Here is a 22807-nt window from a genome sequence, read left to right as displayed (position 1 = left end):
ACGGGAGTCCACGGTGATTCGGCGCACCAGTACCGGGGTACTGGTGGAGGGTGGGGCGGGGCTGCCGTCAGTCGGAGGGTGGGTCGCTGCGTGACGGGGTCACGGAGTGGGCGTCGCCCGGCTCGGGGTGAGGGATGCGGTTGGCGATCTCGGCCTGGCGGCCGGCAGCATCCACGTCGATGTGGTTCTGGGCGTCGTCGGCGGGCGCTGCCACCTGCTCGGCCTGATCCGCGGGATCGACGTCGGGGGTGCGGTCGGCGCTCACGAGCGGGTGGGCAGTCCGCTGGGTGCGCGGGTGTCGACCTCGCGGCGCAGCGTGAAGGCCGCGATCAGGGCGAGGAACCCGGCGAGGATGTGGAAGACGACATCGACGCCCGTGAAGCCGGTCGGGAGCACACCCAGCAGCTCCCTGTCGATGAGCGCCACCACCCCCATCAGCACGTACACGATGCCGACGAGCGCGAGAACAGCGGCGAGCGCGCCCCGCCCGATCCGCCCGAAGCCGACCCACAGCAGGGCGGCGGCGATCACGATGCGGGAGATGTCGAGCGGGAGGTCGACGTTCGCGAAACCGGCGAGGTGCCTGCCCTCGACGAACAGCCCGACCACCGCCAGCACGGCCACGACGATCCCGAGGATGCGGGCGATCGTCTTCGCGAACATGGGCGGCCTCCAACGACTGAGCAGGGAAGGGCGGTGAGATGTCGACACCGATGGCGGCTCCACGGCATCTCGTGCCCCTGCTCAGCACCCTACGAAGCTCCGGCCGCGCGCCCACGGGGCTTGACAACCCCGCCCCCGGATGGGGGTGCTAGAGGCCCAGGATGAGGAGGTCCTCCGACTCCGGCTCGCCTGCCGCATCGGCGAAGACGGTGAAGGCATCCCTGAGCAGTCGCAGCTGGTCGGCAGGGAGGCTGGAGAGCAGAGTGCCGAGCTCGGAGCGGCGGCGGGTGGCGGCCCCGTCGACGATCGCCCGACCGAAAGGGGTGATGCGCACGCACTGCGACTCCCAGTCGGCCGCGGGCTCGCCGGCGACCACGAGGTGCGCCGGTTGGAGGGACTCGACCGCGTCGACGATACGATCCGGCGTGGTGCGCAGGCGTCTGGCGAGCTCTCCGTTGCGGATACCTCCGGCGACCCCGCCCGTCGGCCCGGCCGCGGTGGTGAGCACCACGAGCATGCGCAGCTCCAGGAGGGTCACCCTCGAGAGGGCCTCCTCGGTGGATCGCGCGACGATGCCGAGGACCGCTCTCGATCCGAGGATGACCGCTTCTGCGGCTTCGACGGCGCTGACAGCGTCTGTGGCGCTGTCGGTCGAGGGCGCATACGTGAGGGGTGCATCGGTGATCGCGTCGTCCATGGTGTGAGCCCTCGAGTGCGCCCACGAGTGGGCCTGTCTGTCCTCGAGATGCCGAAGAGAGGGCACAGGCAGGGGACGATGGTCTGCACGCGAGCCACGGCCTAAGAGCCGAGGAGAACCCACTTGTGTGCACCGTTGCACCCTCGGCGGCCGAGAGGGAAATGGGCCCCTCCTTTGGGGGGCGATTGGCAGGAACGGGCCCTCGCCATTGCCGCGCGGCACGGCTGCCATCCGCTGCGAGGTGTCGCCACCTACCAGGACGTCTACAGGCTCGCGTACATCCGGGGGCCGAGTGGCATCATCGTGATGCTCGCCGAGGATCTCCGTCGGGCGACGGATGTGGAGGCGGCGGGCGCTGGCTAGGGTCGGAGGCATGGATATCGCAGCGATGATCATGGGAGCCTCCATCGCCTCGATCGCGTGGATCGCCTTCTACCCGTGGTCGGCGGTGAAGCGCCTCCGCGAGCTCGAGGCCGCCGGCACGAACAACCCAGACCCCGACGCTGACGCGCAGCAGCCCCCGAAGTAGTAGTCGGAACAGACGACGATGACCCTGCGCGACGAACTGCGACCCCTGCCCTCGATCACCGGCACCGCCCCGCCGTTCGAGGTGCACGCGGCGCCGGCCGATCCCACCGAGCTCTTCATCACCTGGCTCCGCGAGGCGATCGGCTCGGGCGTGGTCGAACCGCATGCGGCGACGCTGTCGACCGTCGATGCGGCGGGGGCTCCGGATGCGCGGGTGCTCGTGCTCAAGGACGTCACGGCCGACGGCGGCTTCGAGATCGCGTCGGGCGACGAGTCCTCGAAGAGCAGGCAGCTCGACGGCAATGCGGCGTGCGCCCTGTCGTTCCACTGGGTGCCGCTGGCTCGCGCGGTGCGGATCAGGGGCACCGCCCACCGCGCCTCCGCGGAGGACTCGGCGCGCGATTTCGCGGCCCGCCACCCCAGGGCGAAGGCGATCGCGCTGACCGGCAGGCAGAGCTCCGTCATGGCTCCTGACGACGATCCGGAGCGCTCGATCTCGGAGGCCCTGCACGAGGTCGAGCGCACTCCGGGCCTGGTCTCGCCGCAGTGGTCGGTGTGGCGGATCGTGCCGACCTCGATCGAGTTCTGGCAGGGCTCGCCCGACCGCAACCACACCCGGCTGCGCTACGAACGCACCTCGGGCGCCTGGAGCGCCGCGCGCCTCTGGGCCTGACCTCGAGCACCCGCCGTCGACCGGCGGAAGGTGAGCACGGCGAGGGTCGCGGTGTGCTCGCCGTCGGGCTGCTCGCCGCATCCGCCGTCGCCGCCGTCGTCCTCCCCGTCTGGACCATGCCCACCCCCACCGGCGATTACGCGATCGGCTCGGTCGACCTCGAGTTCGACGACCCCGACCGCCCCGAGACGCACACCGCCGACCCCGACGACACCCGCCGCGTGATGACCACCGTCTGGTACCCGGTCGACCCCGACGACGCCGAGGGGCTGACCCCTCAGCCCTACCCGAGCCAGCTCGGCGCGGCGGTGAGCTCGGTGTTCGGGCTGCCCGACGCCCTGTTGACCCACGCGGAACTCGTGTCGACCCACGTCGTGAGCGGGGCCGAGGTCGCCTCGGAGGCCGACGCCTACCCCGTCATCCTCTTCTCCCCCGGAGTGCTGTCGACGCGGTTCCAGAGCATGGCCATGGTCGAGGAGCTCGTGAGCCGCGGGTTCGTGGTGGTGGGCATCGACCACCCGTACACCTCGGGCGAGGTGGAGTTCCCGGATGGGAGCACCGCGGCCGCCGTCGACGACATCACCGACACGGGGAGCACCACCGAGGAGGAGTACGCCTATAACGTCTCCGAGGTCGGCATCCGCGTGGCCGACGCCTCGTTCGTGCTCGACCGACTCACGGCCCTGAACGACGACGACCCCACAGGGCTGCTGCAGGGCCGCCTCGACCTCGAGTCGGTGGGCATCGCCGGGCACTCCTTCGGTGGGGCCACGGCCGTGCAGGCGCTCTCGGTCGACGAGCGGATCGACGTGGGGCTGAGCCTCGAGGGCGGGTTCTGGGGGTCGGTGACGTCGACGGGCCTCACGAAGCCGTTCGCGTACCTCGCGAGCGAGGCCACGGCGGAGGCGTTCCGCACGAAGGATGTCGCGGCCGGCTACACCCCGGAGCTCGACGCCGACCTCAGGGCCACGCTCGGCACCTCGACCGCCGAGCTCGACGCGGCCGTGATCGACGGCTTCATCCACCAGAGCTTCACCGATCTCGCCCTCGTCTCGCCGGCGCTCTTCGCGGGAGGGATGGACCCCGCCCACAACGTCGACATCACCCGCACGCAGGCCTCGTGGTTCTTCGAGAAGCACCTGCACGGCGACGACAGCGGCGACTTCGGCACGGATTCCCCCGCCTACCCCGAGGTGGAGTTCGCCGACGACCCCGGCGCGCTGTTCGGGTAGTCCCTCGGGGCCCCGGCACCGGAGACTGCCGCTCGGGAGCCCGCTGCCCGGGGAGCCCAGCCGAAGGCGATCGCGGCGCCGGCGAGGGCCAACTGCCCCACATAGGGGAGAGCCGCCGAGACGACGGAGGCGTCGCCTCCGCTGGTGACGAAGGTGTCGGCGATCGACATGCCGATCCCGAAGCCGGCGAAGAAGCGGAAGAAGATCGCGCCGCCCACGAGCGCGAGCATGACGATGGCGACGCGTCGAGGCGTGAAGGCCGCAGCGCGGCGGCGACTCGCCATCACGAGCGCGACGAGGGCGAGACCCGCCCAGATGCCCGCCCACAGTGCCACCGCGATCGCGCTGGTGGCGAAGGAGAAGCCGTCGTCCGCCTCCATCGACGCGTAGATGGCCGACAGCTCCCTGCCGGGCACCTTGGCGAGCGGATTCCAGACGAGCAGGTCGATGGCGCCCACGACCACGACCGCCACGACGAGCGCGGCCCCGGCGAGTGCCGCGACGACCCGGGCGTGATGGGACGCCGTGCGGTGCTGGAGCGCGATCGCCCTCGTGCCTCCGAGCACCACGACTCCCCCCACGAGCGCCAGCAGCATGATGCCGAGGCCGACCAGCGGCAGCCACCACGGCACGGCGGGCAGTGTGATTCCGGCGAATGCCGAATCGGGCGGTGCGGATCCGGCGAGGAGCAGCACGGGCCCGACGACCGCGGCCACGAGGGTGGCGCGGGCGGTGCGGGTCTCCGCCACGGCGGCGGCCCGCAGCAGGAAGAGCGCTCCGAGCACGGCGATCAGGAGTGCGAGGCGGATGGCCACCCAGCCCACCGCCTCGAGGGCGGCGACGACCCCCGCTGAGGCGGCTGCCCCCTCGGGAACGATGCCCCCGCCCGTGAGGAACGCGCCGATCAGGATGGATGCCGCGGCGGCGAGCAGGGCGAACCCGCGGCGGGAGAGCCTTCGGGGCAGCATGCCGCGGGGCTCGCCCGTGTGCGCGGGCAGATCGCGGTCGATCGTGAGGCTCAGCATCGCGGCGCCGAGCACGACGTCGCGGCGGCGGAGGCCGGCCTCGGCGGCGCCCGCGGCGTCGGCCCGCCACTCCTCGAGGTAGCGCACGCGGGCGAGCGGCGGCAGGAGTCGGGCGAGGATGCGGAGCAGCAGGTCGACACTCATGCGGTCACCCCGGCCGCGTCACCGGCACCGAGACCTAGACCGGCACCAGCGATTCGCCCCGCACCGAATGCTTGCCTCGCCGCGGGCGCCGGCGCAGCTGGGGTTCGCGCGGCCCGCGCGCGCGTCTCGAACTGCGCGATCGCGCTGCGGGCCGCCACAGCCCCCTCGCTCGTCAGCTCGTACAGTCGCCTGCGGGGTCCGTGCCGATCGGTCGCGGCCTCCCACGACGACGACACCCACCCGGCCCCCTCGAGCCGCTCGAGAATGGGATACACACTGCCCGCGGGCCGTCCGATCTGCTTGATGACGAGCATCCCCCACACCGGGGAGTCACCCTGCAGCACGCGCAGCACATCCACGGTGGCAGGGGTGATCCGAGCGAGCGGCGTCAGCGTCATGCACCCAAGTCTAGCTATGTAGAGATGGCTACACCCAGGAACGGATCCAGGGCGCGTCGGCGAGGGCCGTCTCGAGGCGCGCGGCGAGCGCGACGTCGTGCCCGGTGATGGTCCACGGGCTGCCCCCGGGGCCGTTGCCGGAGACGCTGAGGTGCGCGATGGCCCGCTGCGGGTCGAGCCGTACCCGCACGGAGCCGCCCTCCGCGGTCTCCCATCCGTAGGTCGCCGGTCGCAGCCCCGCCTCGCGCAGCCCGGGGTCGAGCGCATCCGGTTCCACCGCAGTCACCGAGGCCTCGAGCGTGTCGCCGGATTCGCGGGCTGCCCGGCGCAGGCGGAAGTGCCGGAGCCGGTGCAGGAGCTCCACCCCCTCGGCGGAGAGACCGAGTCCATCGACAGGGTCGTGAGCCCGGGCTGGGCCGGGAGGCACCACGAACCACTCCCCCGGCCCGAGATCCTCAGCCGTCACGCGCCTCCCCGCGGCGACCGGCCGCGTCACCCGCCCGGTGCGGCGGTCGACCACGATGGGCGGCAGGCGGGAGGCCCAGGAGTCGCGCGACAGCGACGACTCCATCGCCTCGACGCTGTCGGGGTAGAACACCCAGAAGTGAGGCGTCTCCACGCCACGCCCCAGGCCGACCTCCACCCCCAGCAGGTGCGCATCCAGAGCAAGCTCCCCCGCAGCAGCCTCCACCGCCTCGTCCCGACTCAGCATGGCCCCAGTATCGCGCGGCCGCGTGCCAGACTTGGCGGCGACGACGAGCGGATGGGGTTCCGAGATGAGCGGTGACGGTGCGACGGCCTCCGCGCGGGCCAGGCGGCGGGAGCGCTTCGGCCCCGATGCCGCCGAGCGGATCAGCGCCGGCTGCTACGGCGCCCTCGTGGCCGCCACCACGCTGATCGGTCTCACCGAGACGCCGATGGGCAGCCTCATCCTCGTGGTCGTGCTCACCAACCTCATCTACTACGCCACCCACGTGTTCGCCTACACGATCGGTGCGCCAGGCGGTTCCGGCGAAGCGGGCTGGCCCGCGGTGCGCCACCACCTCGTGGTGAGCGCACCCATGGTCTCGGTCACGTTCGTGCCGATCGCGCTCGTGGTGGTGCTCGATCTCGCGGGGGTGGATCGGGAGACCGCGGTGCTCGTGGGGGTCATGGCGGCCCTCGCCTACCTCGTGGCCGTGGCCACGGGCGGAGCCTTCGTGCGGGGGCTGCGACCGCTCGCGGTGCTGCTCGTGGGCGTGCTCACGTTCGCCATCGCCATCGCCCTCGTGGCCGCCAAGCTCAGCCTGCACTGACGCTCCATCGCTCGAGCGCGAGATCCGGTCGGCGCTGCGGCGTCGTCTCCGCTAACCTCCGTGAGGGGGACGGTGAAGTCTCCGGCGAGCCAGGGGTCTCGCGCCACCACGACGAGGCGGGGGAACCATGTCCAAGGGCGATAAGACGGTCACGAGGAGTTCCGACGGGGAATCGCGGTCCGGCGTCAGCCGCCGCGGTCTGCTCGGTCTGGCGGCGACGGGCGGCGTGGGCGCCGTGCTGTGGTCGACGACCGCCGAGTCCAGCGCCTCGGCCGCTCCGCGAGTGGCCGGCGCGAGAGGCGCATCCGCCCCCGCCGCACCGGCGCCCCCCGCAGCACCGCCGGCGGTGACCTCGGGGCTGACCCCGTTCCCCCAGCAGGACGACCTCAACTTCCAGACCCAGTTCAACTACGGCGAAGCCGCCTACGGTGCCGCCGAGGTGGGTGAGGTCGCGGCGGCCGTGGCTGAGGTGCAGGCCGCGCTGGCGGCGATCGGCACCGACATGCTGCCGGTCTACCAGCCCTACAACACGAGCTTCGAGGCCCTGGCCGTGAAGCTCGCCACCGACGCCGACGCCGACAAGGCGGCGGGGCGCTTCGTGAGCGCCCGATCGAAGTACCTGCGAGCGGCCGGGTACTACACGGGAGTGCTCTTCTTCGTGCTGGGCACCGACGCCCCCACCCGCGAGACCGAGCTCTACGTCGCCATGCAGCGCTGCTGGGCCGAGGCCGCCGCGCTGCTCGAGCCCGTGTGGACCAGGGTCGAGATCCCCATGGCTGTGCGCTTCCCGGATGCCGCGGGCATCCCCGTGGTGCGGAACGTCACGGTGCCCGCGTACTGGGCCCGCGCGGCAGGTGCGGGCGCCAAGCCCACCGTCATCATCAACAACGGCAGCGACGCCCAGCTGGTCGACACCTACGCCTTCGGCGGCGCTGCGGCACTCGAGCGCGGCTACAACGCGCTCATGTTCGAGGGCCCGGGCCAGGGGTCGCTGCTGTTCGAGCAGGACATCTCGTTCACGCCCTACTGGCAGGACGTGATCACGCCGCTCGTCGACTTCGTGATCACGCAGCCCGAGACCGACCCTGCGGCCGTCGCCCTCACGGGCTGGAGCTTCGGCGGGCTGCTCGTCATGCGCGCCGCCGCGTTCGAGCACCGCTTGAAGGCCGTCGTGGCCGATCCGGTGTTCTACAACCCGCTCACCCCCTACACCGAGCTGCAGGGCATCCCGAACGACGTGTGGGTGAACGACGTCTATCCGTCGTTCCCGAAGCACGGCTTCCCGAGCCAGGACTCCCTGCGCTTCCTGCTCAACAAGCGCGGCGAGATCTTCGGCAAGGCCTTCCACGACCAGGCCCTCACGGGCGTGGTGATCCAGGATCTGGTGGGGCTGCTCGCGGCGATCGGCACCTACACGGGCGACAGCGCGCTCTTCGGATCGATCACGTCGCACTCGCTGCTGCTCACCTACGAGGGCGACGACTTCTTCACCGGGCAGGACGTCGACGTGCGGTCGTGGATGACCTCGGCCGCCTCCCTCGCCCAGCACGACTTCACCTCGGCGGAGGGCGCTCAGTTCCACTGCGCGCCGATGGCCCCGCAGGTACGCAACGAGGTGGTCTACAACTGGCTCGACGGCATCTTCGGCCGCGCGCCGACACCGCCCGCGCCCCCGGCACCGCCTGTGCCCCCGGCGCCGGTTCCGCCGGTCGCCCCCGGTGCCGCCGGCTCCCCCGTCGACCCGTCCAACCCGATCCTGGCCGCGACGGGCCTCGATGCAGGCCCCGCAGCCGCCATCGCCACAGGCCTAGCCACGGCGGGCGCCGGTGCGGCCGCCCTCGCCGCCCGCCTCCGCACCACGCGCACCTGATGCGCCCCAGCGGTTCCAGGCGAGCACGTAGATGGTGAGACCCGTGATGAGGCCCACGACCACCCACAGCACCACGAGGTAGTCGATCCAGGAGCCGACCGGTGGTGAGCCGGGCAGGAAGTTGCGCAGCGGGATGACGGCGAAGAGCATCGCACCCATCCAGCTCGTCAGCGTGGCCTCGACCTTGCGGCGACCGGTGTAGGCGCTGATCGCCACGAACAGCACGAGCACCGGCGTGACCGCCATGAGCCCGAGCAGCACGATCCCGAACGCCACGGTGCTCGCCGAGCGCGTGGCGGTGATCGCCACTGTCGGCAGGTCTCGGTCGCCCACGGTCGTTCTGACGGTGTTGTCGGTCTCCTCGATCACCGCGGTGCGCAGCTGCCAGCCGGGAACGGAGTCGTGCAGGCACACGGAGGTGGGCACCGCCACACGCTCGTCGCCCTGCCCTATGAAGGCGAAGGTGGTGAGCTCCGCCCGGTAGGTGTCGAACGGCCACTCCTCCACGATGCCCTCGGCGTAGTACGACCGCGGTGCGCTCGCCGGCGCCTCGCCCTCCGCGAATGTCACGACACTCGAACCGTCGACCGGAAGGGTCAACAAGCTGACGTCGCGGTTCGCCGTGAAGTCGTCCCGGGAGAGCAGACTCTCCGGCAACTCCAGCGACACCTGGAACTCCAGCCGCTGGTTCGCCGCGCTCACGGCGACGGGCTGCAGCGTCACCACCACACCGTCGTCACCCGCGATGACCGTCTCGCAGACGTCGCTCGAGGATCGGAGACCGCCGGCGTAGAGCAGCACGACCACGGCGTACACGAGAACCGCCACGACGACCGCCACGGGAACGAGCCAGCGCCGGCGCGGGGGCTGGGGTCGCGCGTCGCTCATCTGCCGAGCATAGCGACCCACGGGCGGAGCGCTTCGGCCCGCAGGGGGCGGGCGTAGTGGTATCCCTGCACGATGTCGCAGCCGAGCTCCTCGAGTCGTGAGAGCTGGCTCTCTGTCTCGACGCCCTCGGCGACGACGGTGATGTCGAGGGCGTGCGCGAGCTCGATGCAGCTGAGCACGATCGCCGCGGCCTCGGGCGAGGTGTCGAGTCGCGCGACGTACGAGCGGTCGATCTTGATCTCGTCGACGGGGAAGTCGTTGAGGTAGGAGAAACCGGCGTGCCCGGTGCCGAAGTCATCGATCGAGAGGTGCACACCGAGATCCGCGATGCTCTGCAGGGCGCGGCCCGCGTGCGCACTGTCGGCGACGAGGCCGGTCTCGGTGAGCTCGAGCGTGAGGCGAGCGGGATCCGACGCGGTGTCGCGCAGCAGCTCCTCGACGGTCTCGGGGAATCGAGGATCCATGAGCTGACGGGCGGAGATGTTGACCGACATGCGGGTGAGTGCGAGGGCGGGGATGTCGGCGAGCGCCATGGTCTGCAGGAACGCTGTGCGGCACGCCCACGTTCCGAGCTGGTTGATGAGCCCGGTCCTCTCGGCGAGATCGATGAACCCCGCCGGACCGATCGAGCCGCGCATCGGATGATCCCACCGCATGAGGGCTTCGAACCCGTGCGGCCGGCCGGTGCGGAGATCGAGCTGCGGTTGATACTCGAGGCGGAACTGGTCGGCCGCGATCCCGGTGCGGATCTCGCCCAGCAGGCGGATCTCGTTGATCACGGAGTCGTCCGTCGCCGCCGTGAAGTGCTTCCACCGGCCGCGACCCGAGGCTTTGGCCTCGTACATCCCGGCCTGCGAGTTGCGCATGAGCATCTCGATCGGCGGCGGATGATCGGATGCGTCCTCGACCGTCACCGAGCGGCCCGAGGCGATGCCGATGCTCGCCGAGACGACGATCTCGAGGCCCTCGACGGTGACGGGCTCGGCGATGAGCTCCATGAGGCGTTCTGCGTGGTCCTCGTCGGGGTCACCGTCCTCCGCGATCCCGGCGGCCCCTGAGCCGGCGATCCCTGATCCGGCACCGCCTGCCCCGGTGATCCCGATCCCGATCATGAACTCGTCCCCGCCCGCTCGCGCCACCAGAGTGTCGGTGCCGTCGTAGCGCCGGCTGAGGCGCCGGGCGAGGGTCGTGAGGATCTCGTCGCCGGCGGGCCGACCGAGGCTCGCGTTGATGACCCTGAAGTGGTCGAGGCCGATCCAGTACATCCTGGCCCGCTCGTCGGGCGAGGTGGTGGAGGCCAGGGCCGCGCCGAGGCCTTCGCGGTTGAGGAGACCGGTGAGGGTGTCGTGGTCGGCGCTGCGCCGCAGGTCGTGCTCGGCCTCCTGGCGGCGTGTGTCGGAGGCCTCCGCCCGGTGCACGGCGGAGAGCAGCTGCGCCTCCTCGAAGGAGCGTTCCCGGCGGGGCCCCATGAGGTACACCGTCACGGCGGGGTCGGTCTCGACCCGCGAGGCGACCAGCACCGCCGGCAGCGCCACCCGTCCCTGCCCGAGCAGCGTCGCGGCGGTCTCGGGCACGTGCCCCGTGAGGTCGAGGAGGGGCAGGGAGCGTGTGGCGAAGAGGATGCGGTCGGCCATGGAGAGGAGGCGCAGGAACTCCGTTCCGATCACGTCCTCGCGACGCAGGCCCGTCCAGGTGGTGAAGACCTCGTTGACGTCGAGGATGAGACCGTCGAGGCCGGTGATGATGGAGCCTGCCGGCGCGGCCCTGAAGAGCGCCTCGAAGTCGAGCGTCACGACGTCACGGTCACGACGTCTCGGCGATGTAGCGCAGGATCGCCTCCGCCGTCTCCTCGGGTGCGCTCGCCTGAGGCACATGGCCGGTCGCCGACAGCACCACGAGCCGGCCCTTCGGCAACGTCTCGAGCAGGTAGTCGCCCACCGCGAGAGGGGCGAGGGCGTCGTTCGAGCACTGGAGGATGAGGCTCGGAACGGTCACCTGCGGCACGAGGTCGCGCACGTCGGACAGGAACGTCACCCGAGCGAACGTGCGCATGACCTGCGGATCCGCCCGGCAGAAGCTCTGCTCGAGCTCACCCGCGAGAGCGGGGATCTCGGCGTTACCCATGACCACCGGCGCCATCGTCGTCGCCCAGGCCAGGTGGTTGTCGTCGAGAGAACCCAGCAGCTCCTGCACGTCCTCCTCCGACAGGCCGCCGACGTAACCGGCAGCGGGATGGTCGAGGTACGACGGAGACGGCGCGAGGAGCACGAGGCGGGCGAACAGCTCGGGCCGTTGCACAGCCGCGGCCATCGCCATCATCGCCCCGACGCTGTGCGCCACGAGGGTGACCTCGGTCAGGCCGAGTGCGTCGCACACCTCGAGCAGGTCGGCGGTGTAGCGGTCGAGCGACCCGTACTCCACCGGATCGTACGATTCCGTGTCCGACCCGCCGAAACCCAGGTGGTCGAACAGCACCACCCGGAACGTCTCCACGAAGTACGGGACCACGCGTCGGTACATGCCCTGATCGCATCCGAACCCGTGTGCGAAGACCACGACAGGCGCGTCATCCCGCCCCAGGACGGTGACGTTGTTGCGGGCCAGCACCTGGGCCGGTGCGAGCGATCGCCCGCTGAGAGCTGGCATACCCCTGAGCATGTCACACACCATCTCTTCGAGACGCGCTATCTTCGCCGACCTGCCCTGCGCGACGGACGGGCCTGTGCACCGGACGGGCCTGTGCACCGGACGGGAGGGGATGGGGTCGCCCCCACCCCCTCCCGCCGACCTCAGATCACGCGGTGCGTCGGACGCGCAGCGCGACCGCGGTCAGCAGCCCGAGCAGCAGGAGCCCGAGGCCGGCGCCCACGAAGGGAGCGGGGTCGGATCCGGTGTTGGCGAGCGACCCGCCGCCACCGCCGCCCGCACCCGTCGAGGCGGCCGCGACGTAGCGGAAGCCGAGCGCGTCGCTGGACCCGCCCGCGGTGTTCACCACGATGCTCGCCAGACCGGCCGCGCACGGCGGTGTCGTGAACCGCAGCCGGGTGCCGGCCTCGTTGACCTGCACCTGACCGACCGGGATCGTGACACCGCAGATGGTCACCGTCGTCGCTCCCTGCACGAAGCCGGTGCCGTCGACGGTCACCACGGTGCCGCCCGCGACCGGGCCCTGGCCCGGGTTGGACGACACGACCACCGGAGCCGGCAGGTACTCGTATCCGTCGACGAGCACCACATCCTCGCCGGGGAGCACGATCACGACATCGACCGCACCGACGGCGCCAGGGGGCGTCACCACGACGATCTCGGTGTCGGTCGGTGCGCCCACGATCGTGCCAGGCACGCCGTCGAACAGCACCTCGGTGGCACCCTCGAGTCCTTCACCCGTGATGGTCACGGTGGTGCCTCCCGCGGAGGGCCCCGAGTCGGGATCGATCGCGGTCACCGCGACGGGCACGTAGGTGTAGTCCTGCGCGGAGGTGATCGACGAGCCGCCGGCGAGGTCGAGGGTGACCTCCACCGTGCCCGTGCCCGGCGGGGCCGTGACGACCACCTGGGTGCCGTCGGGGCTCACCGAGACGATCGTGGCCGCGGTGCCACCGAAGTCGACGTCCGTGACCGTGTCGAGCCCGGTGCCGGTGATCGTGACGGTCGTGCCGCCGTACTCAGGGCCGGTCGGCGGCGTGAGCGTGGCCGCCGCGGGTGCGACGTAGGTGTAGTCGAGCTCGGCTGAGCTGCCGCCCGGGTTGGCCACGGTGACCGTGGTCGGCCCCGCTGCGCCCGGCGGGGTCACGGCGGTGAGCGACGTTCCGTCGGCGCTCACGACGATGTCGGTCGCGGGGTCCGCGCCGAAGTCGACCGTGGTGGAGGGCCCGAATCCGCTGCCCGTGATGGTGACCGTCTGCCCACCGGTGGTCGGACCGACCTGGGGCGTGATCGCGGTCGCCGTGACCGGCGCCACCAGGGGCGCCTCGCAGGCCGCGCCGGCGAGGGTGATCGATGCCACGACCACGTCGGCGAACTCGTCCGTGCCGACCGTGCCGTCGATCGACACCAGGGCCACGAGCGCGATCGCGATGGCGCCCTCGTCGTCGACCGTCTCGACCTGGCTCACCGAGATCGTGAGCTCGAGCCCCGTGAGGTCCGTTCCTCCCTCGACGACGCCGAGGCTCGCCGTGGCCGTGACGGCGGGGGGCCCTGCGGTGATCTCCACCGCATCGCCGAGCAGCGTCACGCCCGCGAGGGTCGCTTCGGCGGTGGCGGCGCCATCCGTCGGACAGGTCACCTCGGCCGAAGCGGCTTCGACCGTGAGAAGGTCGAGGCCCAGCAGCGACGCGTCGACGCCGGAGATCACGGACGACGCCTCGGACCCGGCAGGGTCGCTCGATGCCGACGTGCTCACGGCGCCCACCGTGATGTCCGCCAGCTGCGCGTCGACCAGGGTGTAGTCCTGCTCCTCGCTCGTGTCCGAACCCTCCCCCATCACGCCGACCTCACCGACGCTCGCATCGACGTCGATCACGATCCCCGCCACATCCACGTTCAGGGAGGTCTCGGCGCCGATGGCCGAAGCATCCCCCGGAGCGGCGTACGCCGGGGAGGCGACGAGCAGACTCGTGCCCGCGATCAGCCCCCCGGCCATCAGCCCTGCCAGAACCCGATTCCTCATTCGTTGGAACACGCGCACCCACCCATCGCTGTTCCGGCTGCCCCCGTTGGCCCCCGGTGCGCTCAACCTACTCGGCAATCCCCCGTCCGCCAGAGCTTGACAGAACCGGATTGCGACTCCGTTCTCAACGCCGCCGCGTCACAGGTCGGCGAGCGCCGTCGCGATGGCCCCGCTCATCGTCTCGAGGCCGTTGGCGCTCACCACGAACAGGTCGGTGTACGACATGAGGTCGTGCGGCCCCGCAGACCGTCTCCAGCGGTCGACTTCGGCCAGGAGCGCGTCGGAGGTCATGACACGCAGCTGCCACTCGCGGCCGTCGTCGAGCCTGATGACCGCCGTCACGTCGGCGACCTGTTCGATGTCCACGAGCTCCGAACCGATGAGGTACTCCACGACCCCGCGATCCAGCCTCACACGCACCCAGTACGCACCGCTCGGAGTCACCATGGAGTTGACCTTAGCTCATCTTCGTGTGCGATGATCTGCTCCATGAGCACACCATTCGACCGAGCCGTCGCTGTGGCCCGCGAGCACCACGGCGGTCAGACGGACAAGATCGGTCGCCCCTACATCGAGCACCCACTGGCCGTAGCCGCCTTGCTGAGTGATGAGGACGACAGGATCGTGGCCGTCCTGCACGACATCCTCGAAGACACCGACTGCCCACCCGATCTGCTCGCCGAGCTGTTCGGCGAGGAGGTTCTCGACGATGTGCTCGCGCTCACCCACCTGCCGGAGGAATCCCGGGTCGACTACCTCCACCGGATCCTCGCGCGCGGTGGCCGGGCGGTGCGCGTGAAGAAGGCCGACATCCGCCACAACACCGACCCGGCCCGGCTGGATCTCCTCGACGACCCCACGCGCCGACGCCTCCTGCAGAAGTACCGCGAGAGCGCCGCCCTGCTCGGCACCTCCCTGGAGGCCATCCACGGTCCGGAGGTCATCCACGGGTAGCGCCTCGGTAGGCTTCGGGGACTACCTGGGGGGCGCATGGGCGAGCGGACGAGGATGGCGATCATCGCCGGTGCCGTCGCGGTCCTCGCAGCGGGCTGCACGGCAGCCGACCCGACCGGCTCCCCGCCGTCCACGCCACCCGCGACAGCCGGCGCCTTCACCGCGGGCGCGCCCGGCATCGGCGACCCCTACTTCCCCCTCGACGGCAACGGCGGCTACGACGTGGAGCACTACGCCCTCGACCTCGACTACGACCCCGCCGACGGAGCGATCGACGGCACCGCGACCCTCTCGGCGACCGCCACCCAGAACCTCTCGGCCCTCGACCTCGATCTCGACGACCTCACCGTCGACGCGGTCACCGTCGACGGCGAGCCCGCCGAGTGGAGCCTCGAGACGACCCCCATCAGCGCCCTCACCGGCCAGCCGGACATCGCGGGCAGCGGCGATCCGCTCACAGCCCCCGGCCGCACCGAGCTCACCATCACCCCCGCGACGGGCATCGCCGACGGTGCCGACTTCACGATGGAGATCGACTACAGCGGCACCCCCGAGCTCATCGAGGACGAGTTCGGAGCGGCAGGCGTGTTCCGCGACCCCCGCGACGGCGGCATGCTCGTGGCCGGCCAGCCGCGTGTGGCCGCCACCTGGTTCCCCGTGAACGACCATCCGCTGGACAAGGCCATTTTCGACGTGCGGATGTCGGTGCCCGAGGGCCTGACGATGGTCTCGAACGGCAGGCTGGTGGAGCAGACCACCAACGGGGGGCGCACCGAGTGGGAGTGGGCCACGGGATCTCCGATGGCTCCGTATCTGCTGACCGCGACCGTCGGCAGGTTCGAGCTCACGACCGTCACCGTCGACGGCATCGAGTACTGGAACGCGATCGACCCCGCCTTGTCCGACCGCACGATCCCGGGCGCGAGCGGGTCGACCGGTGCGAGCGGACCGACCTACGGGCAGGTCGCCCAGGAGATGTTCGAGGCGCAGCCCGAGATCGTCTCGTTCCTCTCCGGGGTGTTCGGCCCGTACCCGTTCACGGAGGCCGGCGGGATCGCCGACGACGTGCCCGAGCTCGAGTTCGCGCTCGAGAACCAGACCCGCCCGATCTACCCGGTCTGGGCGTGGGAGGATCCGGACGACCTCGGACTGCTCGTGCACGAGTACGCCCACCAGTGGTACGGCGACAGCGTCTCGGTGGAGCGATGGTCGGACATCTGGCTGAACGAGTCCTTCGCCACCTACGCCGAATGGCTGTGGAGCGAGCACACGGGTGGCGCGGGACCGGCCGACGAGTTCGAGCGGCTCCTGGAGCTCCCCGCCGGCGATCCGTTCTGGCAGGCCGAGGTGGCCGACCCGGGCCCGACCGGCATCTTCGACGACGCCGTCTACCAGCGCGGGGCGATGACCCTGCACGCCGTCCGCACCGAGGTGGGTGACGAGGCGTTCTTCGCGCTCGCGCAGTCGTGGGCGAGCAGCAACGCGGGCGGCACGGTCGGCACCGCCGACTTCGTGGAGTTCGCCGAGCAGAGCACAGGCCGCGACCTGGACGGCCTCTTCGCCACCTGGATCTTCAGCACCGAGAAGCCCTAGCGGCATCCCGACCGGACCGGGTGCCTGCTCGCGGTCGAGAAGATGTGGGACCAAGGGCCCGGGTTCGCCGTTGCGCCGCACCCACACTGGGGGTCCACGCGACTAGAGGATCCCGCCATGAGCGCCACCCCCAACCCGTACCTCGACACCACCGAACCGCCGCCGTCCCTCGGCGAGACCGAGACACTCGAGACCGAGGAGTGCTGGCGACTGCTCGCCGCCACCCGCGTCGGCCGCCTGGCTGTCTGCGACGATCTCGGCGCCGACATCTTCCCCCTCAACTACCTCGTGGAATCCGGATCGCTGTTCTTCCGCAGCGCTCCAGGCACGAAGATCGTGAGCCTCACGAAGCGACCGGGTGTCGCGTTCGAGATCGACGGCACCGACTCCGGCAAGCGGTTCAGCGTGGTGGTGCGCGGTGACGCGCACCGGTTGAACGACGACGCCCAGATCACCGACTCCGGAGTGAGCGACCTGCCCACCATGACCGGCACGGACAAGTGGAATTACTTCGAGATCAGCCCCCGCACCGTCACGGGCGTGCGATTCAGGATGAGCCGATGAAGAACACCATCCTGGTCGGCATCGACGGATCCGCCTCGAGCGGCACGGCCCTCGCCTGGGCCATCGACGAAGCCCTCCTCCGCGGATCGCGGTTGAAGCTCGTGACCGTCGTCACCCCTGAACTGATCACCGATCCGCGCATCGAGGTCAGCTTGCTGGACGCCGGGACGACCGTGCTCCGCGCCGCCGAGGCGAAGGCGGTCTCCGCGGGCGTGACGGTCGAGATCTCCGCCGTGCGCGGTCAGCCCGCCGGCACGCTCGTGGAGCTCTCGCGCACCGCGCTCTTCGTGGTCGTGGGCACGCTCGGCCTCGGCGGGTTCGCCGGCCGCCTGATGGGCAGCGTCTCCTCCACTCTCGCCGCCCATGCGCACTGCCCCACCATCGTCGTCCCCGCGGGTCAGACCGCCCCGATGTATCCGGGCCGCACCGACGGGATCGTCGTGGCGGTCGAGCCCGGCATCCTCAACCCGGCCGTCTGGGCGGGGGCCGAGATGGCCACGATGCACGACCTGCCGCTCACGCTCACGGCCGTGCGGGCCGACACCCTCGGCGGGGCCCGCTGGCTGCCCGACGCCTACTCCGAAGACCCGTACCCGGCCGAGGTCGAGGGCCTGATGGAGAAGATGGTCGCCGCGGTCGCCTCCGAGTTCCCCTCTGTCCCCCTCCAGCACCGCGTGCTCGTGGGCAACCCCGCCCACCTGCTCATCCAGGCCACCGACTCGGCCGACCTCATGATCCTCGGCACGCGCGGCCATTCCGGCCTCGCGGGCCTGCTCTGGGGATCGGTCAGCCAGAACGTGCTGCAGCACTCGCGCACCACCACCATGGTCGTGCCCGGGCACGTCATCCAGAACTAGAAGGGCACCTCATGACTGTTCGCACCGATCCCACCCTCGCCCCCCGATTCCCGGACACGCCGGCCATCCGCCGGGAGGCCGCCGTGGTGACCAGCCGGGCGGGCAGGCGCGTGCTCGCCGTGCTCCGGCTCGCCACGGGCTTCATCTTCCTCTGGGCCTTCCTCGACAAGACCTTCGGTCTCGGCTTCTCCACTCCCGCCGAGCGCGCCTGGGTGGCCGGGGGCACGCCGAGCCAGGGTTTCCTGCTGAGCGACGGCGTGGTCGGCCCCCTCAAGGGCTTCTTCGCCGCCATCGCCAGCCCGGCGAGCGACGTGCTGTTCCAGCTCGGCATGCTCGGCATCGGCATCGCCGTGATGGCCGGCATCGGGCTCCGCGTCAGCGCCGTGGTCGGCAGCGCCATCATGGTGCTCATGTACCTCGCGGAGTGGCCCTTCGCGGCCAACGCCGCGTCGACCAACCCGCTCGTGGACTACCACATCATCTACGCCCTCGTGCTCATCGTGCTCGCCGCGCTCTCGGCGGGCGACACCTGGGGTGCCGGAGCCGCGTGGAAGCGCCTGCCGCTCGTGCAGCGCCTCCCCTGGCTCGTCTGACAGCTGCAGCTCGTGCAGCCGAAGGATGAGGCTCCGGCGACGACCCGGGTGTCGGAGGAGCGCAGCACGGGATCGATCGTGGTGGGCGTCGACGGGTCAGCGCCCAGCCGCTCGGCCATCGCGTGGGCGATGCGCCGCGCCTCTCTCACGGGAGCGGCCGTCGTGCTCGCGCACGTCATGGACGACGACGGTTCCGACGTGGGTGACGGTGCCTCGGATCCGCATGGCCCAGTCGACCTCGAGAGACTGCGTTCCGCGATCGCGTTCCTCGACGGCGAGCTCGCCCACGCGCAGCTGCTCGACCGTTCCGTCGCCGTCACCACCGAGCTGCTCCGCGGCGATCCGCTCGACAGGCTCGCCGAGGCGTCAGCGGGCCGGGCCATGGTCGCCGTGGGCACACACAAGACGGGCTTCGTGCAGGGGCGCGTCTTCGGCTCGCGGTTCATCCAGCTCGCGGCCCTCGCGGCCTGCACCGTGGCCTTCATCCCCAACTCGGCGAGCTCGCCGCGGCACGGGGTCGTGGTGGGGGTCGGCGGTATCGCACGGGACGAGGAGACCATCCGCTTCGCCGCCCGCGAGGCGGACCGCACCGGCCAGGAGCTCGTGATCGTGCACTGCCGGCCCGCGAGCACCGACGACTACGGCCCAGAGGGCTCACCGACCAGGTGGGACCCCGTGGGCGACGCCGCGGAAGCGGTCGCCAGGCAGGGCCATCCCTCCCTCGACATCCGCCGGCGCACCCTCAACCGCTCCCCGGCGGAGGGTCTCGTCGACGGGTCGATGTCGGCCGCCCTCGTGGTGACCGGCCGCACGCACCGGGCGTCCGACCGCCCGGGCTCCGTGGGCACGATCGTGCACGACGTGCTCCTCAACCTCGCGGCGCCCACCGTGATCGTGCACGCCGCCTGAGGGCCGCACCCACCTCGGGCCCGCACCCACCTCGCGGCGGCACCGACCCCTAAGCGCCCTTGGGCTTCGTGAAGCCCGACTCGTAGGCGAAGACGGCGGCCTGCACCCGCGTGCGCGTGCCGGTCTTCGCCAGGAGGCTCGAGATCTGCGTCTTGACCGTCGGCACACTGACCCAGAGCTCGGCGGCGATCTCGACGTTGCTGAGGCCGCGCGCCACCGCATCCAGCACCACCCGCTCGCGTTCGCTCAGCCCGGCCAGCAGCGCCTCCGTCTCCGGGGCCGCGACATGCGCGGGCCCGGAGGATCGCGCGCGATCGACGCCCTGCTCGATCAGCGCCCGCGTCATGGCGGGGTCGATCAGCGAGTCCCCGCGCGACGCCGATCGCACGGCGGCGGCGAGCAGATCCGGCCCGGAGTCCTTGAGCAGGAATCCGGAGGCGCCCGCCGCGATGCCGTCGAAGAGGTGCTCGTCGTCGTCGAACGTCGTGATCAGCACGACGGCGCAGTCCAGGTCGGCGAGGATGCGCCTCGTCGCGGAGATGCCGTCGAGCCGCGGCATGCGGATGTCGGTCACCACGACCTCGGGGCGGAGCGCGAGCGCGTCGCGGACAGCATCCTCGCCGTCGCTGCTCTGGCCCACCACGTCGATGTCGCCCTCGGCGTCGAGCATGGCGGCGATGCCGGCACGGGCGATCGGCTGGTCGTCGACCACGAGCACGCGGATGCTCACGCCGCAGCCCTCCGCGTGGAGGCGATGGCCAGCCGGGGGAGCTCCGCCTGCACGGCCCATCCCGATCCGTCGGCGCCGACGCCGGTCGTGAGCCGACCGCCGAGATCGGCGAGCCTCTCCTCCAGTGAACTGAGCCCCGAACCGCCGCCCGGCACATCCGGGAACCGTTCGCGCGCCGGGCCGGGATCCCTCACGGTCACCGTCCACGACAGGGGCTGCTCCTCCACGACGACCCGCAGCTCCTGGGCGGCGGAGTGCAGCATCGTGTTGGTGAAGCTCTCCTGGACGACTCCCACGATCGCCGCCCTGTGCGCGGAGGGCACGTCGCCGTCGACCCTCACCGCGCCGACCACCTCGTAGCCGATCGATCGCATCCGCTCGAAGAGCACCTCGAGCTCCGCGGCGAGCGTGAGCGGTGCCGTCACCTCACGGACGGGCGTGGACTTCAGCACACGCACCACGGCCCTGATGCGGGCGAGCACGTCCTGGCCGCCCTCGGCGATGTCGCTCACCGCACGGGCGAGCTCGTCCGGCTGCCGGTCGGCCACACGCACCGCTGCCTGGGCGCGGATGACGAGGGCCGCCACGTGGTGCGCGACCTCGTCGTGCATGTCGCGGGCGATGCGCGACCTCTCCTGCTCGGCGATGCGGGCCACCTCGGCCGCACGCAGCTGGGTGAGCTCCTGGTTGCGCAGGGCGAGCTCGACGGTGGCCCTGCGCTGTCGCCGCAGCATGAGGGCGAACAGCACCACCAGGCCGCACGCGACCAGCTGGGCCATCAGCATCGACCTGTCCTGTGCGCTGTCGATCAGCAGGACGTCGCTGAGGGGGATCGAGGCGTCCAGCGCGCCGACGATGTCGCGCCAGGGCACGATGACGAGCACGGCGAGGGTGCCGAAGGTGGCGGTGGGGGCCACCACGGGGCCGTTGTCCGAGATCAGGATGAAGGTGATGATCGCCAGCGGCACCAGCGCCTGTGGTGCTCCCAGGTACAGCCCGTAGAGCTCGGGCGGGAGGGGTGCGAGCGTCGTGAACGCGGTGAAGGCCGTCACGAGCACGAGCGTCTCGAGCGGCCACCGGCGTGTGGTCGCCGCTCCGATCACCGCGACGACGCCGAGGTAGATGTAGCCGGGCAGCGCCTGGGGGTACCACTCGAAGCGCAGCGCCACCGCGAGCCCCACGAGATAGCCGATCCCGACGGCCACGATGATGAGGAGGCGTCGTCTCTCCGGGCCGGCCAGGAACGCACGGACGCGCGGGATGGAACCCAGGCCCGGTGCGATGTCGTCGCTCGGTGCACCGATCCGGAGACGCGAGGGCGTGGGCACGACACTCACGCTATCCTCCCCGCGACATCGCGTTGTCGGTCGAAGGGATGAAAGTCGGCGAGCGCGCAGAGCTCGGCGGCGGCGTCTGCGGGGGTCGTCGCCCTGGGGCGGGGGAACGGATCGGGCTCGCGGCAGCGGGCGAGCAGCGCCTCCACGAAGGCGGCGCGGCGGGTGATGTCATCGGCGTGCAGCGCGCCGGGGAGGATCCGCACCTCGATGGTGTCGCGCGCGGGTGCGTCGGTGAGCAGGGCGGTGAGGTTGATGTCGAAGTACTTGGTGAGGCCCGTGGTGCCGGCGGCCGCCTGCAGTCGCCTCCATCGATCGGCCTCGGTCTCCCTCCCGCCCGAGGCGGTGGCGTGCTCGACGTGGTCGAGCAGCACGGCAGGCAGCGGCTGCAGCCGCGTGCACTCGGGGTTGGTGCCGAGCGCGATGTGCAGCGCCTCACGCCAGTACCCGAAGAGGCGCACGAGGTTGGAGAACGCGGCCACCGACCGGTACGGTGCCGCGTCGAGGTGGAGGTGCACGGCGGCCTCCACGGGCACCGTGAAGCCCAGCTCCCTGGCCGGTCGGAGGAGGGCCTCGAGCGCGTCGTCGTGATCGCGCACGAGCGGTGGGGTCACGATCTCGCACGGGCGCTCCCGCCCTGTCGCGAGCGAGGTCGCCAGGGCGATGCTCGCTCCGGCCCTGTCGCGGAGGCGGCGCACCGCTCCGACGGTCTCGACCGTGCTGCCGAACAGGGCTCCGACGTCGTCGAGCACCCGGCCGAACGGTGTGTCGGGAGGGGTGTGGTCGGCGACGAGGCGCAGCAGTCTGCCGTCGTCGGAGAGGATCCGGTAGGAGTGCTCGTCGGATCGCGCCGGTCGCGCCGGTCGCATCGGGACGCGGGCGTGCTTCGCCGTCGCGTCAGGCTCCCGCTCCTGCTCGCGCTGTCGCTCGCGCTGGAGGTCGGCGGCGATCGTGACGTCGTCGACGAGGGAAGCGAGCGGATCCCCGTGCCGGTCGCGCACCGTGAATCCGGGGGTCAGGTGCCAGAAGTGGCCCATGCCGGGCACGAGGGAGGGCTCGGAGTCGGTGTGGAAGAACCTCGTGACCCTCCCATCGTGCAGGAGGGCGATGCGGTCGGCGAGGGTGCGGCGATCGGCCCCCGCCGGGGCGAGGAGCTCGATCTCGAAGCCGATGCGTTCGTGGAGGATCATG

At 71.3% G+C, this 22807-nt stretch carries 26 protein-coding genes; 12 read left to right on the top strand and 14 right to left on the bottom strand.

All coding sequences use genetic code 11. The features are described from left to right. Nucleotides 1-67 precede the first annotated feature (67 nt). The 3 genes from ACEXQC_RS10500 to ACEXQC_RS10490 all read right to left on the bottom strand — a co-directional run bounded on the left by ACEXQC_RS10500 (nucleotide 68) and on the right by ACEXQC_RS10490 (nucleotide 1360). Nucleotides 68-265 carry a hypothetical protein gene (locus ACEXQC_RS10500; RefSeq protein ID WP_374821434.1) on the bottom strand — a complete coding sequence of 66 codons (198 nt, stop codon included), beginning with the start codon at nucleotides 263-265 and terminating at the stop codon, nucleotides 68-70. Further along, nucleotides 262-663 (bottom strand): hypothetical protein, encoded by a 402-nt coding sequence (locus ACEXQC_RS10495; RefSeq protein WP_374821431.1) that lies wholly within the window; start codon nucleotides 661-663, stop codon nucleotides 262-264. The genes ACEXQC_RS10500 and ACEXQC_RS10495 overlap by 4 nt, the downstream gene beginning before the upstream one ends. Before the next feature lie 148 nt (nucleotides 664-811). Further along, nucleotides 812-1360, bottom strand: coding sequence for a winged helix DNA-binding protein (locus tag ACEXQC_RS10490; protein ID WP_374821428.1), 549 nt, complete (start codon nucleotides 1358-1360; stop codon nucleotides 812-814). A 174-nt stretch (nucleotides 1361-1534) separates the two neighbouring features. Here ACEXQC_RS10490 and ACEXQC_RS10485 point away from each other — a divergent pair, with 174 nt between their 5' ends. From ACEXQC_RS10485 to ACEXQC_RS10470, 4 genes are read left to right on the top strand one after another with little or no spacing between them, the layout of a single operon-like run. Next, complete coding sequence (locus ACEXQC_RS10485) at nucleotides 1535-1723, top strand: VOC family protein (RefSeq protein ID WP_374822070.1); 189 nt, start codon at nucleotides 1535-1537, stop codon at nucleotides 1721-1723. Between the two features lie 10 nt (nucleotides 1724-1733). Next, nucleotides 1734-1889: a hypothetical protein gene (locus ACEXQC_RS10480; protein ID WP_374821425.1), complete on the top strand. Its 156-nt coding sequence runs from the start codon at nucleotides 1734-1736 to the stop codon at nucleotides 1887-1889. A gap of 18 nt (nucleotides 1890-1907) precedes the next feature. After that, nucleotides 1908-2561 carry a pyridoxine/pyridoxamine 5'-phosphate oxidase gene (locus ACEXQC_RS10475; protein WP_374821422.1) on the top strand — a complete coding sequence of 218 codons (654 nt, stop codon included), beginning with the start codon at nucleotides 1908-1910 and terminating at the stop codon, nucleotides 2559-2561. 53 nt (nucleotides 2562-2614) lie between these two features. Next, nucleotides 2615-3793 carry an alpha/beta hydrolase family protein gene (locus ACEXQC_RS10470; RefSeq protein WP_374821419.1) on the top strand — a complete coding sequence of 393 codons (1179 nt, stop codon included), beginning with the start codon at nucleotides 2615-2617 and terminating at the stop codon, nucleotides 3791-3793. On the opposite strand, the gene ACEXQC_RS10465 is transcribed toward ACEXQC_RS10470, so the two are convergent. The 3 genes from ACEXQC_RS10465 to ACEXQC_RS10455 are packed head-to-tail and all read right to left on the bottom strand — an operon-like array spanning nucleotide 3745 to nucleotide 6072. Further along, nucleotides 3745-4962 carry a hypothetical protein gene (locus ACEXQC_RS10465; protein ID WP_374821416.1) on the bottom strand — a complete coding sequence of 406 codons (1218 nt, stop codon included), beginning with the start codon at nucleotides 4960-4962 and terminating at the stop codon, nucleotides 3745-3747. The two genes, ACEXQC_RS10470 and ACEXQC_RS10465, sit on opposite strands and share 49 nt — an antisense overlap. Further along, nucleotides 4959-5360: a PadR family transcriptional regulator gene (locus ACEXQC_RS10460; protein ID WP_374821413.1), complete on the bottom strand. Its 402-nt coding sequence runs from the start codon at nucleotides 5358-5360 to the stop codon at nucleotides 4959-4961. The genes ACEXQC_RS10465 and ACEXQC_RS10460 overlap by 4 nt, the downstream gene beginning before the upstream one ends. 28 nt (nucleotides 5361-5388) lie before the next feature. After that, complete coding sequence (locus ACEXQC_RS10455; RefSeq protein ID WP_374821410.1) at nucleotides 5389-6072, bottom strand: hypothetical protein; 684 nt, start codon at nucleotides 6070-6072, stop codon at nucleotides 5389-5391. Nucleotides 6073-6136: 64 nt separating this feature from the next. On the opposite strand from ACEXQC_RS10455, the gene ACEXQC_RS10450 reads away from it, so the two are divergent. After that, nucleotides 6137-6655: a hypothetical protein gene (locus ACEXQC_RS10450; protein ID WP_374821407.1), complete on the top strand. Its 519-nt coding sequence runs from the start codon at nucleotides 6137-6139 to the stop codon at nucleotides 6653-6655. 127 nt (nucleotides 6656-6782) lie between these two features. Beyond that, nucleotides 6783-8525, top strand: coding sequence for an alpha/beta hydrolase family protein (locus ACEXQC_RS10445; RefSeq protein WP_374821404.1), 1743 nt, complete (start codon nucleotides 6783-6785; stop codon nucleotides 8523-8525). Here the strand turns inward: ACEXQC_RS10445 and ACEXQC_RS10440 are convergent. The 5 genes from ACEXQC_RS10440 to ACEXQC_RS10420 all read right to left on the bottom strand — a co-directional run bounded on the left by ACEXQC_RS10440 (nucleotide 8463) and on the right by ACEXQC_RS10420 (nucleotide 14529). Beyond that, the gene (locus ACEXQC_RS10440; RefSeq protein ID WP_374821402.1) at nucleotides 8463-9413 is read right to left on the bottom strand and encodes a DUF8686 domain-containing protein; all 951 of its coding nucleotides are present in this window, start codon (nucleotides 9411-9413) and stop codon (nucleotides 8463-8465) included. The genes ACEXQC_RS10445 and ACEXQC_RS10440 overlap by 63 nt on opposite strands. Continuing rightward, nucleotides 9410-11206 carry a putative bifunctional diguanylate cyclase/phosphodiesterase gene (locus ACEXQC_RS10435; protein ID WP_374821399.1) on the bottom strand — a complete coding sequence of 599 codons (1797 nt, stop codon included), beginning with the start codon at nucleotides 11204-11206 and terminating at the stop codon, nucleotides 9410-9412. Before ACEXQC_RS10435 ends, ACEXQC_RS10440 begins: the two co-directional genes overlap by 4 nt. Before the next feature lie 10 nt (nucleotides 11207-11216). Then, entirely contained in the window at nucleotides 11217-12059 is an 843-nt protein-coding gene (locus ACEXQC_RS10430) for an alpha/beta fold hydrolase (RefSeq protein WP_374821396.1), read from the bottom strand. A 148-nt stretch (nucleotides 12060-12207) separates the two neighbouring features. Beyond that, the gene (locus ACEXQC_RS10425; protein ID WP_374821394.1) at nucleotides 12208-14055 is read right to left on the bottom strand and encodes an IPT/TIG domain-containing protein; all 1848 of its coding nucleotides are present in this window, start codon (nucleotides 14053-14055) and stop codon (nucleotides 12208-12210) included. Nucleotides 14056-14220: 165 nt separating this feature from the next. Next, complete coding sequence (locus ACEXQC_RS10420) at nucleotides 14221-14529, bottom strand: hypothetical protein (RefSeq protein WP_374821391.1); 309 nt, start codon at nucleotides 14527-14529, stop codon at nucleotides 14221-14223. A gap of 42 nt (nucleotides 14530-14571) precedes the next feature. On the opposite strand from ACEXQC_RS10420, the gene ACEXQC_RS10415 reads away from it, so the two are divergent. From ACEXQC_RS10415 to ACEXQC_RS10390, 6 genes are all read left to right on the top strand, one after another. After that, nucleotides 14572-15036: an HD domain-containing protein gene (locus ACEXQC_RS10415; protein WP_374821389.1), complete on the top strand. Its 465-nt coding sequence runs from the start codon at nucleotides 14572-14574 to the stop codon at nucleotides 15034-15036. A 54-nt stretch (nucleotides 15037-15090) separates the two neighbouring features. Further along, on the top strand, nucleotides 15091-16629 hold the full coding sequence (locus ACEXQC_RS10410; RefSeq protein ID WP_374821386.1) for a M1 family metallopeptidase: 1539 nt from the start codon (nucleotides 15091-15093) through the stop codon (nucleotides 16627-16629). Nucleotides 16630-16746: 117 nt separating this feature from the next. Then, nucleotides 16747-17193 carry a pyridoxamine 5'-phosphate oxidase family protein gene (locus tag ACEXQC_RS10405; protein WP_374821383.1) on the top strand — a complete coding sequence of 149 codons (447 nt, stop codon included), beginning with the start codon at nucleotides 16747-16749 and terminating at the stop codon, nucleotides 17191-17193. Continuing rightward, a complete protein-coding gene (locus ACEXQC_RS10400; protein ID WP_374821380.1) occupies nucleotides 17190-18050 on the top strand; it encodes a universal stress protein in 861 nt (286 codons plus the stop codon). Before ACEXQC_RS10405 ends, ACEXQC_RS10400 begins: the two co-directional genes overlap by 4 nt. A gap of 11 nt (nucleotides 18051-18061) precedes the next feature. Further along, on the top strand, nucleotides 18062-18643 hold the full coding sequence (locus ACEXQC_RS10395; protein WP_374821377.1) for a DoxX family protein: 582 nt from the start codon (nucleotides 18062-18064) through the stop codon (nucleotides 18641-18643). A gap of 12 nt (nucleotides 18644-18655) precedes the next feature. Further along, complete coding sequence (locus tag ACEXQC_RS10390) at nucleotides 18656-19552, top strand: universal stress protein (protein WP_374821374.1); 897 nt, start codon at nucleotides 18656-18658, stop codon at nucleotides 19550-19552. 49 nt (nucleotides 19553-19601) lie between these two features. On the opposite strand, the gene ACEXQC_RS10385 is transcribed toward ACEXQC_RS10390, so the two are convergent. The 3 genes from ACEXQC_RS10385 to ACEXQC_RS10375 are packed head-to-tail and all read right to left on the bottom strand — an operon-like array spanning nucleotide 19602 to nucleotide 22806. Continuing rightward, the gene (locus ACEXQC_RS10385) at nucleotides 19602-20282 is read right to left on the bottom strand and encodes a response regulator (RefSeq protein WP_374821371.1); all 681 of its coding nucleotides are present in this window, start codon (nucleotides 20280-20282) and stop codon (nucleotides 19602-19604) included. After that, nucleotides 20279-21619: a sensor histidine kinase gene (locus ACEXQC_RS10380; protein WP_374821368.1), complete on the bottom strand. Its 1341-nt coding sequence runs from the start codon at nucleotides 21617-21619 to the stop codon at nucleotides 20279-20281. The genes ACEXQC_RS10385 and ACEXQC_RS10380 overlap by 4 nt, the downstream gene beginning before the upstream one ends. Continuing rightward, a complete protein-coding gene (locus ACEXQC_RS10375; protein ID WP_374821366.1) occupies nucleotides 21616-22806 on the bottom strand; it encodes an amidoligase family protein in 1191 nt (396 codons plus the stop codon). Before ACEXQC_RS10375 ends, ACEXQC_RS10380 begins: the two co-directional genes overlap by 4 nt. Nucleotide 22807: the final 1 nt, after the last annotated feature.

Origin of the sequence: Herbiconiux liukaitaii (assembly GCF_041927495.1) — a bacterium.
Lineage (GTDB): Bacteria > Actinomycetota > Actinomycetes > Actinomycetales > Microbacteriaceae > Herbiconiux > Herbiconiux liukaitaii.
This window is presented reverse-complemented; position numbering and strand designations above follow the sequence as displayed.

What these genes read in the sequence shown, in the direction of transcription:
- ACEXQC_RS10475 (WP_374821422.1), top strand. Translation starts at nt 1,908, where the DNA reads ATGACCCTGCGCGACGAACTGCGACCCCTGCCCTCGATCACCGGCACC.
- ACEXQC_RS10420 (WP_374821391.1), bottom strand. Translation starts at nt 14,529, where the DNA reads ATGGTGACTCCGAGCGGTGCGTACTGGGTGCGTGTGAGGCTGGATCGC.
- ACEXQC_RS10415 (WP_374821389.1), top strand. Translation starts at nt 14,572, where the DNA reads ATGAGCACACCATTCGACCGAGCCGTCGCTGTGGCCCGCGAGCACCAC.
- ACEXQC_RS10430 (WP_374821396.1), bottom strand. Translation starts at nt 12,059, where the DNA reads ATGCCAGCTCTCAGCGGGCGATCGCTCGCACCGGCCCAGGTGCTGGCC.
- ACEXQC_RS10460 (WP_374821413.1), bottom strand. Translation starts at nt 5,360, where the DNA reads ATGACGCTGACGCCGCTCGCTCGGATCACCCCTGCCACCGTGGATGTG.
- ACEXQC_RS10400 (WP_374821380.1), top strand. Translation starts at nt 17,190, where the DNA reads ATGAAGAACACCATCCTGGTCGGCATCGACGGATCCGCCTCGAGCGGC.
- ACEXQC_RS10425 (WP_374821394.1), bottom strand. Translation starts at nt 14,055, where the DNA reads ATGGCCGGGGGGCTGATCGCGGGCACGAGTCTGCTCGTCGCCTCCCCG.
- ACEXQC_RS10465 (WP_374821416.1), bottom strand. Translation starts at nt 4,962, where the DNA reads ATGAGTGTCGACCTGCTGCTCCGCATCCTCGCCCGACTCCTGCCGCCG.
- ACEXQC_RS10440 (WP_374821402.1), bottom strand. Translation starts at nt 9,413, where the DNA reads ATGAGCGACGCGCGACCCCAGCCCCCGCGCCGGCGCTGGCTCGTTCCC.
- ACEXQC_RS10480 (WP_374821425.1), top strand. Translation starts at nt 1,734, where the DNA reads ATGGATATCGCAGCGATGATCATGGGAGCCTCCATCGCCTCGATCGCG.
- ACEXQC_RS10490 (WP_374821428.1), bottom strand. Translation starts at nt 1,360, where the DNA reads ATGGACGACGCGATCACCGATGCACCCCTCACGTATGCGCCCTCGACC.
- ACEXQC_RS10450 (WP_374821407.1), top strand. Translation starts at nt 6,137, where the DNA reads ATGAGCGGTGACGGTGCGACGGCCTCCGCGCGGGCCAGGCGGCGGGAG.
- ACEXQC_RS10375 (WP_374821366.1), bottom strand. Translation starts at nt 22,806, where the DNA reads ATGATCCTCCACGAACGCATCGGCTTCGAGATCGAGCTCCTCGCCCCG.
- ACEXQC_RS10395 (WP_374821377.1), top strand. Translation starts at nt 18,062, where the DNA reads ATGACTGTTCGCACCGATCCCACCCTCGCCCCCCGATTCCCGGACACG.
- ACEXQC_RS10495 (WP_374821431.1), bottom strand. Translation starts at nt 663, where the DNA reads ATGTTCGCGAAGACGATCGCCCGCATCCTCGGGATCGTCGTGGCCGTG.
- ACEXQC_RS10410 (WP_374821386.1), top strand. Translation starts at nt 15,091, where the DNA reads ATGGCGATCATCGCCGGTGCCGTCGCGGTCCTCGCAGCGGGCTGCACG.
- ACEXQC_RS10405 (WP_374821383.1), top strand. Translation starts at nt 16,747, where the DNA reads ATGAGCGCCACCCCCAACCCGTACCTCGACACCACCGAACCGCCGCCG.
- ACEXQC_RS10455 (WP_374821410.1), bottom strand. Translation starts at nt 6,072, where the DNA reads ATGCTGAGTCGGGACGAGGCGGTGGAGGCTGCTGCGGGGGAGCTTGCT.
- ACEXQC_RS10445 (WP_374821404.1), top strand. Translation starts at nt 6,783, where the DNA reads ATGTCCAAGGGCGATAAGACGGTCACGAGGAGTTCCGACGGGGAATCG.